This window comes from Niallia sp. XMNu-256 (assembly GCF_036670015.1).
Lineage (GTDB): Bacteria > Bacillota > Bacilli > Bacillales > Cytobacillaceae > Bacillus_BD.
The window spans coordinates 912,747-931,495 of record NZ_CP137636.1; the positions used below are offsets into that span (position 1 = coordinate 912,747).

The window sequence follows — 18,749 nt, forward strand, 5'->3', positions numbered from 1 at the left end:
GAGAAAAATCCAGACGCAAATTCGGCGGACGAATTTGATAAAGTCAAAATCCGACAATTGTATCATTCTGTTAATTTATCTCGTATTTTTGTGAAATACTGCTAAAATAAAGAATGATAGAAAGATAGAAAGAGTGATCTAGTTTGAATTGGATGAAAAAACTGTTTAGTTTCTTCAAAGAGGAAGATTCTAAATCGATAACAGATAGTATAGAGCCAAATGAACAGCTGCATCCCTTGATTCAAAAACAACGTTTAGAAAATGGCAAAAAGGTTAACGCAAAAGTTGCTTATCAATATCCAAAAGGTCAATTCCGTTTTCCATTAGTACCTGACCGTGACGAAAATAAGAGCAAACCGAAAGCTGTTCCTACTAATAACCATTTAAATAGACGTCAAGAGAGGAAAACAGCAACGCTACCTAGGCAAAGAGAATTAAAAAACAGACGAATAGCAGAAAAGGAAGATCGATATACAAACCAAAGAGAAGAACAAACAACAGAGACTCGGATGTTTTCAAGTGAAATTAAACAAGAACCAACAAGAAAGCATCAAGAACCTGCTAATGATCCAAGACGAAATCGCCCATTTCAACCAACCATAATTCCATCTCCTGTCTATGGGTTTAAGGAGAGACCGATTAAAGCTGAAAATCATTATGAAGAGGTGGAGTTAGAGCTACAGGCTAATCCTGCACAGAACGTGGTTCAGAAAGAAAACAGTCCTGCTTATCAAGGACAGAAACCAGATGAAGAAATTGAGATGATTGAAACTTTACCATTAGCAAAAGATGGTACAAAATTTGAAAAAGAGGGTCGACATTCAACCAGTGAAAGTTCAGGTGCTGTGGATCCAATAATGAATGAATCGGTTGAAGTGGCTATACCTGTAAAGAACGTGATTCAACAAGAAAACAGTCCTGCTTATCAAGGACAGAAACCAGATGAAGAAATTGAGATAATTGAAACTTTACCATTAGCAGAAGATGGTACAAAATTTGAAAAAGAGAGTCGACATTCAACCAGTGAAAGTTCAGATGATGTGGACCCAATAATGAATGAATCGGTTGAAGTGGCTATACCTGTAAAGAACGTGATTCAACAAGAAAACAGTCCTGCTTATCAAGGACAGAAACCAGATGAAGAAATTGAGATAATTGAAACTTTACCATTAGCAGAAGATGGTACAAAATTAAAAAAAGAGAGTCGACATTCAACCAGTGAAAGTTCAGATGATGTGGATCTAATAATGAATGAATCGGTTGAAGTGGCTCTTCCTGTAGAGAAGATGATTCAAAAAGAAAGCAGTCATGCTTATCAAGGACAGGAATCGGGTGAAGGAATTGAATTAATTGGAACTTTACCATTAGCAGAAGAGGGTACAAAATTTGAAAAAGAGAGTCGTCAGTCAACCAGTGAAAGTTCAGATGCTGTGGATCTAATAATGAATGAATCGATTGAAGTGGCTGTAACGGCAGAAGAGGAAAGAGTAGAAGAGAGCCAAGCTAATTGTGAAACAGATCAAACAAAAAATAGTGAGCATCAAAACGAGAGTTCAGACATACATTTGGAATCGGAGCCAGTTGAAGCGACCGAACGTCCGAAAGAAAGGTCGTCGATTCCTTTCAATGTCATCATGTTGAAACAAGATAAACAAAAGCTATCGCAGAAACATCATGCGAAAAACTCAAAAAAAAATAGCGTACAAATCCCTTCATTTACGCAAAAACAAGAAAGTCAAGGTGGAGAAGCGTTACAACCAGAAGGTGAGTTTGTTCTAATATCTGATGAACAAAATACAGTACAACGAGAATTGGAAGTGCCACAGGAACAACAATTGGATTTCAAAGATCCTGAGGAAACAGAACAAGAAGAGACCAGCTATAGAGTAAACATAGAGCGTCTGGACAGCCTTCAAATAGAAGAACCCCAATATTCCTTTCCTTCTATGATGCTATTAAATCCGCCAATTCTAGTTGAAGGGAATAATGATTGGATCGATGAACAATCAGAACTGTTAAATCGTACATTGAAAAACTTTAATGTAGGGGCTAAAGTGGTTAATGTTACACAAGGCCCAGCAGTCACTAGATTTGAAGTGCAGCCGGAACCAGGCGTAAAGGTAAATAAAATTACGAATCTTTCAGATGATATTAAGTTAAGTCTAGCTGCAAGGGATATTCGGATTGAAGCACCGATCCCAGGTAAGCACACTATCGGGATTGAGGTCCCTAATGAGAATAGCAGAGCAGTGAATATTAGTGAAATTATCTCTGAACCTGAATTTTATGAGCAGGAATCGCCATTAACAGCTGTTTTGGGACTTGATATTTCTGGAAAACCGATTGTGACTGATTTAAGAAAGATGCCCCATGGCCTAATTGCCGGGGCTACAGGATCTGGGAAAAGTGTTTGTATTAATACCATTTTGGTTAGCCTTTTATACAAAGCGACACCAGATCAATTAAAGTTGTTATTAATTGACCCAAAAATGGTGGAACTGGCACCGTATAACCATATTCCACACCTAGTCAGTCCGGTAATAACTGATGTGAAGGCGGCAACAGCAGCTTTAAAATGGGCTGTGGAAGAGATGGAGCGACGTTATGAGTTATTTGCTCATACAGGTGTACGGGATATTACTCGTTTTAATGAACTGGCACAGATGCATAAGCAATATTCTGATAAATTGCCGTATATTGTTATTGTCATTGATGAGTTGGCTGATTTGATGATGATGTCTCCAGCAGACGTAGAGGAAGCGATCAGTAGAATTGCTCAAAAAGCTAGGGCTTGTGGAATTCATTTAATCATTGCGACCCAAAGGCCATCCGTAGATGTCATTACAGGACTGATTAAGTCAAATATTCCAACTAGAATTGCTTTTTCTGTTTCCTCTCAAATTGATTCACGTACCATTATTGATATTAGCGGGGCAGAAAAGCTACTTGGAAAAGGGGATATGCTATTTTTGGAAAATGGGGCACCCAAGCCGGTTCGCATTCAGGGTACGTTTGTTTCTGACAGTGAAATCGATCAAGTTGTGTCCCATGTTAGGGACCAAGGAGAGCCAAACTATTTATTCCAACAAGAGGAGTTATTAAAAAAAACACAAGTTGAAGAAGAAGATGAATTGTTTTATGAGGCCTGTGAATTTGTTGTTGAGCACGGTGGAGCATCGACTTCTTTACTGCAAAGAAGATTCAAAATTGGCTATAACCGTGCAGCAAGATTAATTGACATGATGGAGTTTCATGGATATATATCAGAATCAAAAGGCAGTAAACCAAGAGAAGTGTATCTTACGGATACTGATTTAGAAACATTACACTAATCTTTAGGAAAAGGGGGAGTGCCTTGTGAAAAAACAAAGTTCCCTATATTTCCTAATGATGCTATAATATATAAATATGATTTTAGTTAGAGAGAGATACTACATATAATAAGATATGAACGAGTCATTCATGGTAAATGGTAAATGAGCAAATAAAATATCAGTAGAGCTTTTTGTACCGCCAGAAATCCTCCTCGTCTAAAGGTAGGAAATGAAATCTAAAAAGGTTTTCTGATCCAGTGGGAGAAATTCGGCTGAATGAAGCATTAAACCTCCGACGGGATGCCACGGAATTCTTAAGGTATTATATCGGTGTGAGTTCGACAACGGATAGAACGTCCTAGTCAGGCATAAGCCACTAGATTTGGCGTTCTATCGCGTGATAAAATAATCCTGGCGCAAATCACGGAGCGAATTTGATTTAATGATCATATACTGTTTACAGATTGACAACGGTTGGAGGTTCTTTGTATGACAAATTACCATTTCGTAGGGATTAAGGGATCAGGAATGAGTGCCCTTGCGCAAATACTACATGACATGAACGAGAAAGTTCAAGGCTCTGATGTAGAAAAGCGATTTTTTACTCAAATCGCACTAGAGCAATCGGGAATAAAGATCCTTCCTTTTCAAAAAGAAAATATACAGCCTGGAATGACCATTATTGCTGGAAATGCATTTCCAGATACACATGAGGAAATCCAAGAGGCAATGAAGCTCGGTCTTCCGATTGTGCGCTATCACCAGTTTCTAGGTGACTTTTTGAAACAATTCTCGAGTGTAGCAGTTACAGGTGCACATGGAAAAACATCCACGACTGGTTTGCTCGCTCATGTTCTGGGCGGTGCTAAGCCAACTAATTATTTAATTGGCGATGGTACAGGTAAAGGTGTGAAGAGTGCGGAATACTTTGTATTTGAAGCATGCGAATATCGTAGACATTTTCTATCCTATTTTCCAGATTATGCAATCATGACCAATATTGATTTTGATCATCCTGATTACTTTGCCAATATTGATGATGTATGTGCGGCTTTTCAGGAGATGGCGATGCAAGTAAATAAAGGGATATTTGCTTGTGGAGACGACGAATACTTACAAAAAATTCAAGCAAAAGTTCCGGTTCTTTTTTATGGTCTTGGTGATGATAATGATTTCCAAGCCCGTAATATTGTGAAAACGACGGAAGGTACAACTTTTGATGTATTTATTAGAAATACATTTTATGATACTTTTTCAATTGCAAGCTATGGCGATCATAATATATTGAACTCGCTGGCTGTCATTGCTTTGTGTCAATACGAGGGAATTGACACTGACATTGTAAAACAAAGGCTTTTAAATTTCGAAGGTGTTAAAAGACGTTTTTCAGAAAAGAATGTGGGTTCGCAAATTCTTATAGATGACTATGCCCATCACCCAACAGAAATTAAGGCAACGATCGAAGCTGCACGACAAAAGTATCCGGATCGTGAAATTGTCGCTGTGTTTCAGCCACATACTTATTCAAGAACACAAGCGTTTTTGGATCTTTTTGCAGAAAGTCTTAATTTGGCAGATAAAACGTATTTATGTGAAATCTTTGGATCTGCTAGAGAAAATCATGGGAAATTATCCATTAATGATTTACAGGAAAAAATTCCTGATTCTGAAATGATCAATGAAGAAGATATGACACCACTACAAGTACATGAGCAAGGTGTAATTATTTTTATGGGAGCAGGGGACATACAAAAGTTTCAAGTAGCCTATGAAAACTTGTTAACACATTCGTAAGATAAAAGGAGTATTGATGACTTTGATCACCAATACTTCTTTTTTTATACGAAAAAAATTTTAAAAATTTAGCAAGGTTATGAATTGAAAGTGGACTGGAGTATGGTAAGATTTGTTATATAAATAAAGGCCAAATCTATCTAAACAAAATGTTTACTTGTAAGGATTGACGGGTATAGATAGAAAAAGGGGAGTAGAGGGGGTGTTATCTTGGAAATCATTCTATATTTAAGTGTAGCCTTAATTGCGATCGCTTTTTTTATTTTAGTCATTTATTTATCAAAGACTTTAAAGTCATTACGAGGAACTCTTGATAATCTAGCTAGTACTTTGTCTGGTCTTGAAAAACAACTAGATGGGGTAACAAAGGAAACAACAATACTATTACATAAAACGAATGAACTAACTAGCGATATTCAGAATAAGGCAGAAAGTTTGAACAGTGTTGTAGATGCTGTAAAAGATGTTGGGGAATCAGTAAGGAAATTCAATGGTTCTATCCAAAATATGTCTGTTTCAATCAATGAACAGTTTGATGAAAATAAAGACAAACTTGTAAATGTAGTACAATGGGGACAAGTTATACTTGATTTAAAGGAAAAATGGCAGGAAAGAAAGCAGAGAAAGTATATTCCGCAAAGGGAGGAATTGTAATGGCTAATTTTGAACGTAACAGCTTTGAATCCGATAAGAGAGACGATGGAATTCATGCCAAGGATTTTGTCATTGGCGCAGTTACAGGAGCTATTATAGGCTCTCTTGCCGCGCTATTATTTACTCCAAAATCTGGAAGAGAATTTCGTCAGGATCTCAATGATCAAGCTTTTACGTTAAGAGATAAAACGGATCACATACGTAGCCAGGCAGTCCTAAAGGGCAACGAATTATCTTCAACGGTAAAAGACAAAACCTCAACTATTTCAAGAAAGGTCTCTGAACAGTCCGTTGACTTAGTCAAAAAGGTTAAAAATTTAAAGCCAGCAGACGGAGATGTAGAAAATCCAATCGACGAACTATTCCAACAGGATTCACAATCAGAAATTCAGAGAAAACTTGATGAAACGAAAAAAGCATTCGATGAAACAGAGAGTAAATTAGGTCATTGATAAAAAGAGACTAAACTTTAGTCTCTTTTGGTCTTTTTATTGGTGAAATAAGATTTATCTTTTGGCTTTAGTCTTTAGTCCTTTGATAAATCAATTAGGCTCTGCGGACTAGCCATTAGTGGGGATGGAAGAACTCCCCACTGATAGAAGTTTTTTTAATCAGGTAGGCCACTCAATCTTAAGTTCATCACCAGGTTCAATTTTCCCGTAAAACGTTGTTTGTTGATTATTTCGCAGCAGAGTAAAGAGACCTGAAGTCTTTGGCATTTTAATTTGAATATGCTTAAATAAATCCTGAAAAATAAAGGGCTCTAGCTTCTTTTGCTCATAGGTAATAATATCCCCATCGTTAATATAATCAACTTCCGATAAAACTTCATTGTTTCGTTTCAATTCAGTGATATGCTTTGTCAACAGAAGGGGTTTTCCGTTATACGTAACAGGTATACTTTGAGAAAGCATAATCTGCTTAATTTCAGCTAATTTTCTAACTGTTGGCTTTACCTTTTCTTCAATGACGAACTCGTCTAAATGATCATAGCCGCTTGATAATTTAACTTCTATTCCATTTCTAAATAACTTTCCAGAAAATGGTGGAATGAATGTTTCTTTCCCGTTTAAATTAATTCTAAAAGGTCGTAAGATATCAATTTCGTTTTGTAAATTCAGTTCTTTAAATAACTGTTCAATCGTCTCAGAAAATTCACATTGGATATCATCACGATCAGAAAGAATCGTTTCAGGAGACGTCTCTTTTCCATTACAAGTTACTTTTGCATATATGGTGTATGGCTTTCCATTGATTTTTACTGATTTGTTTGGAATTCCATCCAACAAATCTTTAATTCTAACCGTTGGATGAATGCCATCCTTTCCCTTTATTGCATTTAGATGATCCCCATTTTCGATAGAATCTTCCAGGCTGCATGGTAAATTATTTTTTAATATGATAGGTGACTCCCCATGACTTCCTGGAATTGTAATCGTTTGACCATTAAGAGTCACAATTAGAGCCAATCCAGGTTTCCCATATAATTTATTCATTTTGATTCCGCTAGCAAGTAGACAGTCCCCCACGGTTAACTGGTTTATTTGAAATAAGCGAACCGGTTGTTCGTTCACATAGGCGGTTCGATATTGAACAGGTGATTTATGGGCAGAAATTGCAATCCCAATTGGGGTTACTAACTCTGGCCCTTTTTCAATTTCATCTGCTAATGTTAAAGATGAAATTGTGTCAATATCACGAATAGCTACTCGATTTTCCGGAAGATTTAGCATTTGAGCAATTTTTATTGTGATCTCAGGTGTCAAACTTCCTCCTCCGACAAGCATAACCGCTTTAGGAGGTTTTCCATTATTTAATCTAAAAATTTCATCTGTAATTGAATTTGCTAACTTTTCTAGGGCAGGAGTAATCTTATCAATGACTTCTTTTTTAGATACTTCTATTTCAAATCCTAATATATTTGTCATTTTAATATGTTGATTGATTAATAGATCTCTCTTTGCCTTCTCTGCCAATGGAAAGTCTAGTAAGTATTGGTCACTAATTGATTCTGTTATTTCATCCCCTGCAACAGGAACCATTCCATAAGCTATAACCGTCCCAAAGTCAGTTATGGCAATATCAGATGTCCCGGCGCCAATATCAACCAGAGCTACATTCAATCTCCTCATTGATGGTGGAATTAAAACATTAATCGCAGCGATTGGTTCAAGTGTCAAGGCTTCCATCTCTAAATCGGCTCGTTGAAGAGCAGCAATTAATGATTCGACAACGATTCTTGGTAAAAAGGTTGCGATAATTTCGACGGATGCTTTATCTCCTTGCTGATCAATTAAATTCCCGATGGGTTCGCCGTCTAATTTATAATCTAAAACAGAATAACCAACACAATAATAGTTTTGATGTTTTTCATCGTTATTTTGTTTCTCGGCTACTAATCCTTGGGCTTCTTGAACAGCACTTAGCTCTAAATGCAAAATATCCTCTTTTTCAATCATCGGTTTTCCAGCAATGTCGATTGTAACTTGAGCATGTTCGGTTTTTAATGAACGCCCGGCAGCAGCAACATTTACCTTACTTAAATGACCATGTTTTTTTTCTAATTCTGTTTTTATTTTATTAATTATTTTGGAGACGGCTAGAACGTCATGGATTTGTCCATCGAGCATCGCACGTTCAGAATGCTCAACTGTTAAAATATCGATTACATCATATTCGTTTTCGTGGACCTCTAATATGATGCCAACGACTGATCGAGTACCAATATCTAAAGCAAAAAGTTTCTTCCGTTTTTCCAAAGGATACACCTACTTTAAATTGGTTTTATAACTTTAATGCATAAAAGCGTTTAAGCAAAAAAGAAAAAATGCGTGACATTCGGAATTAATTCATATATAATAACCGTAATCATAAAAAATGTATCATATTTTTATAGGTCGATAAAGAAATTCATGATCATCGATGATCGACAAAAAGGGGCGAAAAAATTGGGAAATAATGAATTGGATCAATTAAGACAGAAAGTTGAAGACATTAACTTACAATTACTGGATTTAATTAACGAGAGAGCACGTGCTGTACAAGAAATAGGTCGTGTTAAAGAATCTCAAGGGGTTAATAAATATGACCCAGTACGTGAACGTTATATGCTTGATTTAATTCGCGAAAACAATAATGGTCCCTTTGAAGACTCTGTTATTATCCATCTATTCAAGCAAATATTTAAAGCTGGTTTAACTCTTCAAGAAGATGATCATAAAAAGGCCTTACTTGTTTCTCGTAAGAAAAAGGCTGAAGATACACTTGTTACCGTTAAAGATGAGATTATTGGAAATGGGATCCCAAGCTTTGTTTTTGGTCCATGTTCAGTTGAATCCTATGAGCAAGTTGCAACTGTCGCTGCGTCAGTTAAAGCGAAAGGACTTAAATTGCTACGAGGTGGCGCTTTTAAGCCTAGAACATCTCCATATGATTTTCAAGGACTTGGTGTCGAAGGGCTAGAGATTCTTAAAAGGGTCGCTGATGAATTCGATCTAGCTGTTATTAGTGAGATTGTTACGCCGACTGACATTGAAAAGGCATTAGATTATATAGATGTGATTCAAATTGGTGCTCGTAATATGCAAAACTTTGAATTATTAAAGGCAGTTGGTTCAGTAAATAAGCCTGTTCTGTTAAAACGCGGCCTTTCAGCGACATTAGATGAATTCATTAATGCTGCTGAATATATTATGTCACGTGGGAACGACCAAATTATCCTTTGTGAGCGTGGGATTCGTACGTATGAAAAAGCAACACGAAACACACTGGATATTTCTGCGGTACCAATTCTTAAACAAGAAACACACTTACCTGTAATGGTTGATGTAACCCATTCTACAGGAAGAAGAGATATTTTATTACCATGTGCTAAAGCTGCCCTTGCAATTGGTGCTGATGGTGTAATGGCAGAAGTCCACCCAGATCCTGCTGTTGCTTTATCAGATTCTGCTCAGCAAATGGATTTACAGCAATTTGATGAATTTTGGACAGAAATTCAAAAAGTTGCGTTTGCTAAAGCATAGTATACCGTTGATCATTCTTTTTAAAAAACCTTCCAACTATAGGAAGGTTTTTTCGTGGTCTTTCCATAATAAATATGAAAAATATGTTAAAATTAGTTAATAATATTGCAGCTTTATACAGACTCACGTATATTAAAGGTCATGTATCAATAGTGAATAGTTAAATTTTATTAATAAAAATATGGAATACAATGAAAAAGGGCAATATAAAGATAATCGATGGATCCAATTGATCTATAAATGAGGAGTGGAATGAATGAACAATATTACCATATACGATGTGGCAAGGGAAGCTAATGTCTCGATGGCAACCGTTTCCCGGGTAGTTAATGGAAATCCAAATGTAAAGCCAACAACTAGAAAAAAAGTAAATGAAGTAATTGATCGGTTAGGTTACCGTCCGAATGCGGTGGCAAGAGGTCTTGCAAGTAAAAAGACAACAACCGTTGGAGTCATCATTCCTGATATTTCAAATATGATTTTTGCTGAATTAGCCAGGGGAATTGAAGATATTGCAACGATGTATAATTATAATATTATTTTAAGCAATTCTGATCAAAATATAGATAAAGAATTACGGTTAGTTAATACGATGCTTGGGAAACAAGTAGACGGTCTCGTATTTATGAGCGGTAATATTACAGATAAACATATTTCCGAATTCGAAAGATCACCCGTTCCAGTAGTATTGGCAGGTGCTATGGAAGAAACAGGTAGAATTCCATCGGTCAATATTGACCATGAACAAGCTGTATATGATGCTATTAAGATGTTTATTGAACGCGGTCATAAGAAAATTGCGATGGTAATCGGGCCAATGCATGAACCTGTTAATGTTGAAAAAAAGCTAGTTGGTTACAAACGTGCACTAAGTGAAGCGGGAATTGAATATAATGAGGATCTCATTCAAGAAGGCGACTATACATATGATTCTGGGATTGAAGCTTTTGAGAAATTCTTAGAGTCAGATATAAAACCAACAGCAGTCTTTGTGGCATCTGATGAGATGGCTTTAGGAGTTGTGCATGGGGCAGCAGATAAAGGATTGGTAATTCCAGAAAACTTTGAAGTCATTACTTCCGAAAACACAAAATTATCATTAATGGTTCGACCACAATTAACAACCATCGTTCAGCCATTATATGATATTGGTGCGGTAGCCATGCGTTTATTAACAAAATTAATGAACAAAGAAGAAGTACCAGAACAAAAGGTAATCCTTCCACATCGACTTGAAGAAAGGGCATCTACAAAACAATAATTTATAATACGAAAACAATCTGAAAAAGGTCACCTCTTAGTGACCTTTTTATGTTGGAAAAATCGGATAACCTATCGAATAACATGCTTGTTAGAACAGATACCAATTTTTTATATGGGTTTTATATTTAATTCGCTTTTTTCCTATCTCTAATCGGATACAATGCACGTTCGAGTGTTTGTTCGTTTTTTTCTGTTATTTCAGCACGTCTTGGAATAGGTGAATATAGTTGATCACCATCATCCCATTTTAAAGGGAGTTTGTCCGTAGTGTGTGACTGCCATTTTTCAATCCAGCTCATTGGAAGTTGGGTAAGTTCTGTAAGATTTTCTGTCATCTCAAGCCAAATAAGAGCCCATGCCCTTGGTACCACACTCCATATGTCATAGCCACCCCCACCAACAGCAATCCATCTGCCATCACAATATTGATGGGCAATTTCATGTGCTATTTTAGGAATTTCCTTATACGTATTCATTGTACAAGATAGATGAGTTAAGGGGTCTAAATAATGGGCATCAGCTCCATTTTGAGTTAAAATCACATCTGGTTTGAAAAAGTTAGCGACTTCGTTCATGGCTGTTTTACAGCAGTGCAGCCATGATTCGTCCTCTGTAAAGGCATCTACAGGAACATTAAAGGTAAATCCATATCCTTGTCCTTGTCCTCTTTCTGTAATGTTGCCCGTTCCAGGAAATAAATAACGGCCTGTCTCGTGTATTGATAAGGTACAGACGTTAGGGTCATCATAGAAGGACCATTGGACACCATCTCCATGATGTGCATCAGTGTCAATATACAATACACGTGCACCGTACTTTTCTTGCATATATTTAATGGCTACCGAGCAATCATTATAAATACAAAAACCAGAGGCTTTTCCACTAAACCCATGGTGTAGTCCTCCGCCAAGATGAAGAGCATGACGTGCTTTTCCGCTCATGACATGATCAACAGCAGTTAGAGTACCGCCAACAAGAAGTGAACTAGCCTCATGCATATTAGTAAAAATCGGAGTGTCCTCGGTACCAAGCCCATAATTTTCGCTAAGTTCTTTTGAAATTCCATGATTTCCTGCCAATGTAACAGCTTCTACAAATCCGGGGTCATGGTTAAGCAGTAGTTCTTCTCTTGTTGCAGGACGGGGAGAAACCATTTGATGGTCTCTAATTGCCCCCATCCTTTTAAGAAGATCTAGTGTGAGTTGAATTCTTACCTGATTAAAAGGATGATGTTTATTAAATTTATAGTTTAATAGCTCGGGGGAATAAATAAATACGGAATCGTCCTTCATTTATTCATCCCCGGTAAGTTAGGCCATAATACCTCATAGCCAGCATTTTTTAAGTCATTAATGATATCAGTCGGGTTAATGGTCTGGACTCTGATGACAAATACTTTAAATCTTTCATCGCTTTTATCAGGGTATAAAAGAACACTTAAAATTTTCGCTTTGCGAGCATGGAAAAACTTTGAAACTTCGTAGAGTACGCCTGCTTGATTCGGTACTTTCACTTCTATTTGCGACCCAGGTTGGTGGGCACCAGTTAGCTCAACTAATGAATGTAACAAATCCGAAGTGGTGATCAAGCCAACCAGTTGATGATCTCGTACAATGGGTAAGCAGCCTATTTTATGTTCATAAAAGATGGCCCCGATCTCCTCAACAAAATCGAGCGGATGACCTGTAATTAGGTTAGTCTTCATAATTTTCTTTATCGGTAAATGAAGGACATCCTTTTCCTTTTCTATATCTATTAAAATAGAAGGTAAAGCATCTCGAACATCTCGATCAGATACGAGACCAATTAAACGGTCCTTATTATCTAAAATAGGAATATGTCTAATTTTATGTAGATGCATGAGCTTATGAGCCTCTGAAATCGTTTGTTCTTCGTTTAGTGTAATCAAATTTGTTGTCATGATTTCCTCTACAATCATCTATACATCTCCTTCCTTATTTGCTTGGCTAGGCGCTTTCCCTTGACTATTAATAAAAAAATCGATTTTTGAAGCGGATTGCATCAAACTTTTCAATTGCTTCTGGTTGCACTCGGCTGCCGATTCTTACCATTAAACAGTTAGCAGGATGTGAGCAAATTTCAGGGTCATCTGTTGCATACCAATGTAACCCACCAGCATTCATCATTTTTTCTAATACTTTTCGATAGTCCCATACATTTAAACCCGTCCCTTTTAGGTCCCAATGCCAGTAATATTCAGTAGTTATAATGATATAGTCTTCCATGGCATCATCCAACATCGACAGTAATAAAATATTCCTTCCTACACCCGCTGCACGGTACAGGGGAATTACCTCGATTGCACCTAATTCAATCAAATTTTCTATATTCCCTTCCGACCAGCGTTCAAGAGGATCTGGATAAAGGTATGTTGCATAACCGACAATGGTTTCTTTATCCCTGGCAATAATGATCCTCCCTTCTAGCAAATCGGCAATTTCGATTAAAGCCTTATGTTGCTTCTCGGGAGGTCGGAAGGAGGTTAAATCCTTATGTAATGACAAATCCCTTAACGTTTCACTTGAAACGGGACCTTCAATAATTAAATTTCCATAGGAGGTTAAAAATTCTTGTTGATAATAGGTCTTAATATGTTCCATCTTGGCACCTACTTCAGTCAGCCATAAGCTGAGTTGTTGATTTCAGTAATACTGAGCATCTACTTTATTATACATAAAAAGATAAATTATTGTTCAATCTAGCATATTATAATTTTATTTTTCTAAAAAATTGTAATTTTTACAAATATACTATTGAATATTCAAAAAAATAAGAATATACTTGTTACTAAATAAAATAATAGTTTATTTGACAACAAAGGAGGACTCTACGAATGAAAGTGGAAGCAATACCAGCAATTACTGGAGATTATAACTTAGAAAATTATGAAGATACATACAATGTATTTGATTGGAAAGAAACAGAGATGAATTTTTCCTGGCATGAAACTGGTAAGTTGAATATAGCCTATGAGGCGATTGATAGGCATGCCGACTCTTATAGAAAAAATAAAGTGGCATTATATTATGATGAGGGAAATCGGAAAGAAAAGTATACATTTAAGGAAATGAAAGAGCTTTCAAATAAAGCAGGAAATTTATTTAAGGAATATGGGGTAGAAAAAGGGGATCGGGTATTTATCTTTATGCCTAGATCACCTGAACTTTATTTCTCGGTACTAGGTACCATCAAATTAGGAGCGATTGTTGGTCCGTTATTTGAAGCTTTTATGGAGGGAGCCGTTCGGGACCGATTGCAAGATAGTGAAGCGAAAATACTGGTTACTACAAAGGAGCTATTACAAAGAGTACCAAAAGAAGACTTGCCTTCATTAAAAAATATCTTTGTTATTGGTGAAAACATAGAAGAAAATGAATATATCGTTGATTTTAATAAAAGATTTCAAGCAGCCAGTTCAAAACTAGACATTGAATGGGTAGATCGTAATGATGGACTCATTCTTCATTACACGTCTGGATCAACTGGAAGCCCAAAAGGTGTATTACATGTTCATAATGTGATGATTCAACAATATCAAACGGCAAAATGGGTGCTTGATTTAAAAGATGATGATGTATTTTGGTGTACAGCAGACCCTGGTTGGGTAACAGGAACGTCTTATGGAATATTTGGGCCTTGGTTAACAGGAACATCAAACTTAATTGTTGGTGGTCGCTTTAATCCTGAAACGTGGTATAAAATGCTTGAAGATTATGGGGTCTCGGTTTGGTATAGTGCACCAACCGCTTTCCGCATGTTAATGGGTGCCGGTGATGAGGTTGTTAAAAAGTTTGATTTATCAAATCTACGTCATATCGTAAGTGTGGGAGAACCTCTAAATCCAGAAGTGGTCCGCTGGGGGAAGAAAGTTTTTGATTTACGTATTCATGATACTTGGTGGATGACTGAGACAGGTGCTCAATTGATTTGTAACTATCCTTGTATGCAAATTAAACCTGGTTCAATGGGCAAACCAATTCCAGGGGTAGTTGCGGCAATTGTCGATGATCAAGGAAACGAGCTTCCGCCTAATCGGATGGGAAATTTAGCGATCAAAAAGGGTTGGCCATCCATGATGTATAAGATATGGAATAACCCCCAAAAATATGAGTCTTATTTTCTACCGAATGATTGGTATGTATCAGGAGATTCGGCTTATATGGATGAAGATGGATACTTCTGGTTCCAGGGCAGAATTGATGATGTCATTATGACATCGGGCGAACGAGTAGGACCATTTGAAGTAGAAAGCAAGCTGGTTGAGCATCCTGCAGTAGCAGAGGCAGGGGTAATTGGAAAGCCAGACCCTGTACGTGGAGAAATTATTAAAGCATTTATTGCCTTACGTAGTGGCTATGAAGTTACTGATGAGTTAATTGATGATATTCGACAATTTGTGAAAAAAGGGCTTGCCGCACATGCTGCACCAAGAGAAATTGAATTCCGTGATAAATTACCAAAAACGAGAAGTGGTAAGATTATGCGCCGTGTTCTTAAAGCTTGGGAACTTAATTTACCGACTGGTGATCTTTCAACGATGGAAGACTAATCCTATTTAATATACCAAAAAGCACCTTCAAAAAAATTGAAGGTGCTTTTTGGTTAAAATTATTGTGATTGATCTACAAGTGGTTCCGTCTCTCCTTCAGTTTGCGGCTGTGCAGGATTAGGTGGTTCCGTCTCTCCTTCGGTTTGCGGCTGTGCAGGATTTGTTGGTTCCGTCTCTCCTTCGGTTTGCGGCTGTGCAGGATTTGGTGGCTCTGGCAGTGCAGCCGATTCGCTAGGAGTAGGCTGGGACGGTGTAGTTGGTTGTCCAAGTGCGATTACATTAGATGAAGCTGATTCTTGCCCTGCTATATCAACAGCTGTAATGTAATAGGAACCAGGGTCTCCTTGATATGAAAGGGACTGTCCTGCTTTAATAGTGGCAATTTTAGCGCCGTTTTTATAAACACGATAACCGATAATATCAGGTTCTGGATGATTTCCCCAACTTAGGCTGTTACCTGAGGCTGTAATACTCATTGCCGATGGAGATTTACCATTTTCCTTTAAGGTCCTCGTTGCCGAGAGGGTGCTATCTAATGATTGGTTATTGATCGTTAACTTACTTGGATCGGTAGATATTCCAAAGAACTTTTGAATCGTATCGGTATCTAAGACAAAATCTGTTTCAACAAACTCTTCAGGGGTAGAAGCTAACGCTGTATATTTTGTATTTCCAATCGTAACAAATCGACCTTTTTCTAAATTAATATCCCCTTGTTTTGGTACAAATTTCTCATTAAATAAATCTGTACGAACAAGTCCGGCATCTGCACAATCTTTTGAAGGTAATAAGCCCGTGATTCCACAGAATGAACGTGAGACAATTCCATTTGGTCTCGGTAAGGGTTCACTTGGATCAACAAGTTCTGGTGCGATTTCCTGGGTTTTGTTTATTAATTGAGCCCACAAATAAAGATTACGATTATGGTAAGCCATTCCTCGATAGGTTTTATCTAGTGGTTTTGGCGTATCGTAACCCATCCATACGCCAAAAGAAACATTTGGATTTACTCCAACAAACCATACATCTTTATAATCTTGGGTTGTCCCTGTTTTTCCGGCCCAGTCTGAACTAAATTTTAGACTTCTATTAAGATAGGTTGCTGTTCCTGAGCTAATCGTATCTCTCAAAATATCATAAGTTAAATAAGCCGTTTGTGGACTAAATACATTAACAGGTTTTACTTCATGCTGATAAATAATATTGCCTTCTTTATCTGTAATCTTTTCGATCATATAGGCATCAATAAATTGACCATTATTGGCAAAAGTTCCAAATGCATTTGTGTTTTCTTCAACTGTTACTCCATTTGTTAAACCACCAAGAGCGGTAGAGCGATTGATGAAGTCAGCCTCTGTTAGAGAGCTAAAACCCATTTTTTCCAAGTATTGGGCAGGTCTCGCATTTAAAATGTCTACATAGGCCTTTACAGTTGAAATATTATATGAATTTGATAAGGCAGCTCTTGCAGTAACTAGTCCGTTATAGCGACCATTGACATTCCTAGGCCATACTTTATTTGGGGTAGATGGATTAAGATATAACGGCACATCAGGTATAATGCTTCCAGGTGAAAGAGTACCTAATTCAAAAGCAGGTGCATAAACTAGCAAAGGCTTCATCGTAGAACCATTTGGACGTATGGCGTTTGTTGCACGATTCGTTTGTTCACGATTAAAATCACGTCCACCTACAAAGCTGATAATTTTACCTGATTTATTTTCGATTAAAATGGATGCTGTTTCAACGGGTTCTGCTACTGTAATAGGTTCTTTTGTCTCAGGATCGATTGCTTTTTTTGTTCTGTCGCTACCGAAATACTCAAATTGTGCAACAACATCTTGCATGGCATCATAAATATCTTTATTAATCGTACTGTGTATCCGGTATCCGTTTTGCCGAATATCACGGTCAGCTAGTGTAAGGTATCTTTGTTTTAAGGCATCATTTTTTTGTAAATCTTCTTCACTGTATCCATCTTTTTTAGCTAAAATAACAGACAATATATTTGTTGCGCGATCTTCAATTTCAAATGTTACCCATGGATACTCATCAATAGGATTTTCGTGTATCGTAATAAAGTCTTTTGTAATATCATAGGCAATTGCATGGTCATACTGTGCTTTTGAGATTTTTCCATCTTCCAACATTCTGTTTAAAACAATCTTCATTCTTGTAATTCCGGGTTCAAGGTTATTCTTGATTTCCCCCTTGTTTGTGTAAGGTGTATAACCAAAAGGACTTTGTGGGAGTCCGGCAATAAAAGCTGCTTGAGGTAAAGTTAATTCGCTCGCTTTAACGCCAAATATTCCCTTTGCCGCTGATTGTACTCCTGCAATATTCCTACCTGAAGAATTACGTCCAAACGTCGAAACGTTTAAGTATGCTTCAAGGATCTCCTCTTTGGAGAAGAACCTTTCAAGTCGTAGGGCAAGCAATATTTCTTTGGCTTTTCTTTCAAAGGAAACTTCATTTGTAAGGATCTGGTTTTTGATTAATTGTTGTGTAAGTGTACTTCCTCCAGTTTGTACAGATGAATTGGTAACCTCTTGTAAGAGAGCTCGTAGGATCGCTTTTGGAACAATTCCTTCATGTTCATAGAAATATTGATCTTCTGTAGCTATGACAGCGTCAATTAGATGAGGGGAGATATCCTTTAACTTTACTTCTTCCCGTTCAATATCGCTATAGAGCTTTCCTAAATAGACGTTGTTAGCAAAATATAATTCAGATGTTTCTTCGTAATTATAAATGTCTTTCTTCATATCTTTGTACGAACGAATGGGTTCATCTTTTACTAAAGAAGCAAAATAGCCTGCACCGACTCCACCTGCAAACGCGGTACCAAGTACAAGAACAATGATAAAAATAAGCCCAAGATTCCATAATATTTGATAAACAATACTTGCTTTTTTCTTAAATTCCTTTTCCTTATATGGATACAATAATTTCTGTATGTAATTTTTCCACTTTAATTGATCAAATTTCATTCAATAAATCCCCTCCAAAATCATCATCCATTATATCATAAACAAAGGAACGAAATCGAAAAGGTTGTAGAATTTTGTTGGAATTTGCTAACAATATTTGACAATGATTTAGAATTGTGTTAAAAAAGTATAAAAGTAA

General features: G+C 36.9%; 12 protein-coding genes. 7 read left to right on the forward strand and 5 right to left on the reverse strand.

Features of this window, described 5'->3' with window-relative positions; all coding sequences use genetic code 11:
* Positions 1 to 143: 143 nt before the first annotated feature.
* The 4 genes from R4Z10_RS04690 (at position 144) to R4Z10_RS04705 (ending at position 6,214) form a co-directional block, all read left to right on the forward strand.
* Positions 144 to 3,332: a DNA translocase FtsK gene (locus R4Z10_RS04690; RefSeq protein WP_338472047.1), complete on the forward strand. Its 3,189-nt coding sequence runs from the start codon at positions 144 to 146 to the stop codon at positions 3,330 to 3,332.
* A gap of 471 nt (positions 3,333 to 3,803) precedes the next feature.
* A complete protein-coding gene (gene murC, locus R4Z10_RS04695; RefSeq protein ID WP_338472048.1) occupies positions 3,804 to 5,108 on the forward strand; it encodes a UDP-N-acetylmuramate--L-alanine ligase in 1,305 nt (434 codons plus the stop codon).
* Positions 5,109 to 5,318: 210 nt separating this feature from the next.
* Complete coding sequence (locus tag R4Z10_RS04700) at positions 5,319 to 5,762, forward strand: DUF948 domain-containing protein (RefSeq protein ID WP_338472049.1); 444 nt, start codon at positions 5,319 to 5,321, stop codon at positions 5,760 to 5,762.
* The gene (locus R4Z10_RS04705) at positions 5,762 to 6,214 is read left to right on the forward strand and encodes a YtxH domain-containing protein (protein ID WP_338472050.1); all 453 of its coding nucleotides are present in this window, start codon (positions 5,762 to 5,764) and stop codon (positions 6,212 to 6,214) included. The genes R4Z10_RS04700 and R4Z10_RS04705 overlap by 1 nt, the downstream gene beginning before the upstream one ends.
* Before the next feature lie 159 nt (positions 6,215 to 6,373).
* Here the strand turns inward: R4Z10_RS04705 and R4Z10_RS04710 are convergent, their stop codons facing one another.
* Positions 6,374 to 8,521, reverse strand: coding sequence for a cell division protein FtsA (locus tag R4Z10_RS04710; protein ID WP_338472051.1), 2,148 nt, complete (start codon positions 8,519 to 8,521; stop codon positions 6,374 to 6,376).
* 189 nt (positions 8,522 to 8,710) lie between these two features.
* Between R4Z10_RS04710 and R4Z10_RS04715 the strand changes: the two genes are divergently transcribed.
* Positions 8,711 to 9,787: a bifunctional 3-deoxy-7-phosphoheptulonate synthase/chorismate mutase gene (locus R4Z10_RS04715; RefSeq protein ID WP_338473163.1), complete on the forward strand. Its 1,077-nt coding sequence runs from the start codon at positions 8,711 to 8,713 to the stop codon at positions 9,785 to 9,787.
* A gap of 256 nt (positions 9,788 to 10,043) precedes the next feature.
* On the forward strand, positions 10,044 to 11,048 hold the full coding sequence (gene ccpA / locus R4Z10_RS04720) for a catabolite control protein A (protein WP_338472052.1): 1,005 nt from the start codon (positions 10,044 to 10,046) through the stop codon (positions 11,046 to 11,048).
* A 127-nt stretch (positions 11,049 to 11,175) separates the two neighbouring features.
* On the opposite strand, the gene R4Z10_RS04725 is transcribed toward ccpA, so the two are convergent.
* From R4Z10_RS04725 to R4Z10_RS04735, 3 genes are read right to left on the reverse strand one after another with little or no spacing between them, the layout of a single operon-like run.
* Positions 11,176 to 12,342 carry an acetoin utilization protein AcuC gene (locus tag R4Z10_RS04725; protein ID WP_338472053.1) on the reverse strand — a complete coding sequence of 389 codons (1,167 nt, stop codon included), beginning with the start codon at positions 12,340 to 12,342 and terminating at the stop codon, positions 11,176 to 11,178.
* Positions 12,339 to 12,989: an acetoin utilization AcuB family protein gene (locus tag R4Z10_RS04730; protein WP_338472054.1), complete on the reverse strand. Its 651-nt coding sequence runs from the start codon at positions 12,987 to 12,989 to the stop codon at positions 12,339 to 12,341. The genes R4Z10_RS04725 and R4Z10_RS04730 overlap by 4 nt, the downstream gene beginning before the upstream one ends.
* 49 nt (positions 12,990 to 13,038) lie before the next feature.
* Positions 13,039 to 13,671, reverse strand: a complete 633-nt coding sequence (locus R4Z10_RS04735) for a GNAT family N-acetyltransferase (RefSeq protein WP_338472055.1) — start codon at positions 13,669 to 13,671, stop codon at positions 13,039 to 13,041.
* A gap of 233 nt (positions 13,672 to 13,904) precedes the next feature.
* Here R4Z10_RS04735 and acsA point away from each other — a divergent pair, with 233 nt between their 5' ends.
* A complete protein-coding gene (gene acsA / locus R4Z10_RS04740) occupies positions 13,905 to 15,620 on the forward strand; it encodes an acetate--CoA ligase (RefSeq protein ID WP_338472056.1) in 1,716 nt (571 codons plus the stop codon).
* A 59-nt stretch (positions 15,621 to 15,679) separates the two neighbouring features.
* Here acsA and R4Z10_RS04745 read toward each other — a convergent pair whose 3' ends face one another.
* Complete coding sequence (locus R4Z10_RS04745) at positions 15,680 to 18,610, reverse strand: transglycosylase domain-containing protein (RefSeq protein WP_338472057.1); 2,931 nt, start codon at positions 18,608 to 18,610, stop codon at positions 15,680 to 15,682.
* Positions 18,611 to 18,749 lie beyond the last annotated feature (139 nt).